Below are 2160 nucleotides of genomic sequence, written 5' to 3' on the forward strand. Positions count from 1 at the left end.
CTCGCCGAGATGCGCGATGAAGTCGGCGCGATCGGTGACCACGCCGTCGAAATCGACGGCCTTGAGCTCGGCCCCCTCGAAGTTGACATCGGCCAGCACGGCGTTGCGGAAGGTGGCCCCGGTCAGTGCGGCAGCGGACATGTCGACGCGCACCAGCAGCGACTCGTCGAAATCGGCCGCCATCAGATGGATGCCGCCCATCTTGACGTCGAACATCTGGGTCGAGCGGAAGTCGGTGCCGGTCGCCTGGGTGGTGTAGGTCCAGTCGTCGTCGCGCCGGAACGGTCCGCCGGCATCCCGGGCGACGATCGCGGTGAAATCGCAGTCATCGAACACGGAGCGGCGGAAGCGCGCATTCTCGAGATAGGTGCCGCGGAAGCTCACCGTATCGAAATCGGTGCCGGAAAAATCGGCGAAGCGCAGCGAGGCGTGGTTGAGCGACATCGCCTTGAGGGTATCCATCCGCACATGCGCGAAGGAGAAGTCCGCCCCGCGAAAGGTCAGTTCCTCGGTATCGGTGATGAACGCGTTGGCGAGCAGGACCAGCAGCTGGCCCCGCTCCGGGCTCGAGATGCGGTCGATCAGTTCCCCGGCCAGCGTTTTCGGCATCGAGGCCTCGACCGCCGCCCGGGCCTCGCCCGACAGCAGTTCGCTGCGACGCCCGAGCGCCATGCGATAGAGATCTGCATCGTTGATCTCGAGCAGGCCGGCATTGAGGAAGCGGTACGGCCGCGCCATGTTGGTTGCCGCGATGATGCGCCCCTTGAGGCCGAAGCTGAGCCTCTCGACCGGCGTGCCGACAGTCGGATCGGGCAGCTGCAGCGCCTCGATCTCGTCGCCCAGCCGGGCCGAGATGTTGAGAATCTCGGAGACGATGGCGGCGCTGCGCTGTGCCTCGCCCAGCTCGATCTGCGACTCCAGCAGCCGGTTCTGTTCGGTGAGGCGCGTCGTCTGCTCGGCCATCAGCGCGCTCTGGTCGGCCAGCAGCCGGTTCTGCTGGAACAGCAGGGCCGAGCCGGCGAGCGCGGCGATGGCGGCGATCAGCGCCGTGATGGTGGCAATGAGCCAGCGGCGGGTCGAGACCCAGGCGTAGCGCGCCAGCACCAGTTCGGCGAGGTCGCGCGCCGCCCCGGTCGCCTGGTCGACCCGCTTTTCCGCGGCGAAACGCGCGACGTCGGAGAGCGGGCGGGCGAAGCGCTCCATCTCGAACTCCGCCCGGCGGAAGATGGCGCCCCAGATCTGCCGGCGGAACAGCGCCACCAGACCGGCGACCAGCAGAATGATGAGAAAGATGCCGAACAGGATGGCAAAGACTTCACCGGTGTAGCGCAACAGCACGTCGGCGCCGAAATTGGCGATGGGAATCCCGACGATGACGCCCAGTATGAAGACGATGATGGCGGTGCCGACCAGTCCGAGGCCGTGACGGTCGGGGACGGCGCGCGGCCTGCCCCCCGTATCCGGTTCCGTGCCCGGCTCCTGACCTTCGCTCAACCCTGTCCCCCGTCGACCGTGGCGGGAGAGTATCCGAGCCGCCGCCGGCGGCAATCCCCTGCCCCATCACGAAGCCGGGCGCCACGGCGTGGCACCCGGCCCGTGCGATGACGGAGGTGTCGGGATCAGCCGAGCGCCCGGCGGGCAGCGGCCATCGCATTCTCCTGCAGGACCGCGTCACGCCGGGCCGGGGTGACGCACACCATGTCGCCGCGGAAGGCCTCGCGCCAGACATAGCCGACGACGCAGGTGAACGGCCCGTAGGCGCCGGCCGGATCGACACGGGTGAGGGCGGCGGCGTTCTCGCTGGCGGCGCGGTTGCGCGACGTCGGCGTGACGCAGACATGATCGCCGGGCGCCGCATCGCGCCAGACGAAGCCGTCGCGGCAGGTGTCCGGGCCATAGGCGAGCGCCATGCGGGAGGGGCCGAGGCGATTCTCGTTGGCCACAGCGTCGCGGCGATCGGGGGTCACGCAGACCATGTCACCGGAGAACGCCTCACGCCAGACGAAGCCGGCGACGCAGGAGAGCGGGCCATAGGCACCGGTCGGATCGACGCGGGAGGCGGCGAGCGCGTTCTCCTCGGCGGCGCGCTGGCGGCCGGCCGGCTTGACGCAGACATGATCGCCCGCCGCCGCATCGCGCCAGACAAAGCCTTCGGCGCAG

Annotated in this window: 1 protein-coding gene and 1 pseudogene; both read right to left on the reverse strand. The window is 69.2% G+C overall.

Annotation, left to right across the window (positions count from 1 at the left end; translation table 11 throughout):
• Positions 1 to 1494: pentapeptide repeat-containing protein (locus tag ACE3TU_RS21680; protein ID WP_374627929.1), on the reverse strand; the 1494-nt coding region annotated here is incomplete at its 3' end.
• Between the two features lie 125 nt (positions 1495 to 1619).
• Positions 1620 to 2160, reverse strand: a pseudogene (locus ACE3TU_RS21685) (hypothetical protein); the annotation flags it as partial.

Origin of the sequence: Devosia sp., from assembly GCF_041917035.1 — a bacterium.
Taxonomy (GTDB): Bacteria; Pseudomonadota; Alphaproteobacteria; order Rhizobiales; family Devosiaceae; genus Devosia_A.